General features: G+C 49.3%; 1 protein-coding gene. It reads left to right on the plus strand.

Annotated features, from left to right (window positions below; translation table 11 throughout):
- Nucleotides 1-274, plus strand: a 274-nt coding sequence (locus ACY9Z2_RS19010) for a hypothetical protein (protein ID WP_463611244.1), incomplete at both ends; no start/stop codon positions are given.

The raw sequence follows: 274 nt of genomic DNA on the forward strand, positions 1-274 counted from the left end.
CGTACCCTTGAAGGTAGCAACCGTGATTCTGGACTCCCCAATTGGGCATTACCAGGATCTTCTGGGTGGGTAACTACCGATGAAGAGCGAGCAGAAACCATACAAGCAAATGGACAACGGGACAAGGACTTCTGGATTAGGGTGAATGAGATCGGGATCCGTGCGTTCTTTGAGATTGGACGCAAGCCTGTGTCCGAGGAGGAGAAGAAACAGATACTTCCTGAATCAAATTCCTTGTCGGAAGAAGAGGTCGAAACTCGCAAATGGATTGAGG

The sequence above is a fragment of the Virgibacillus sp. GM2-2 genome (assembly GCF_055329585.1).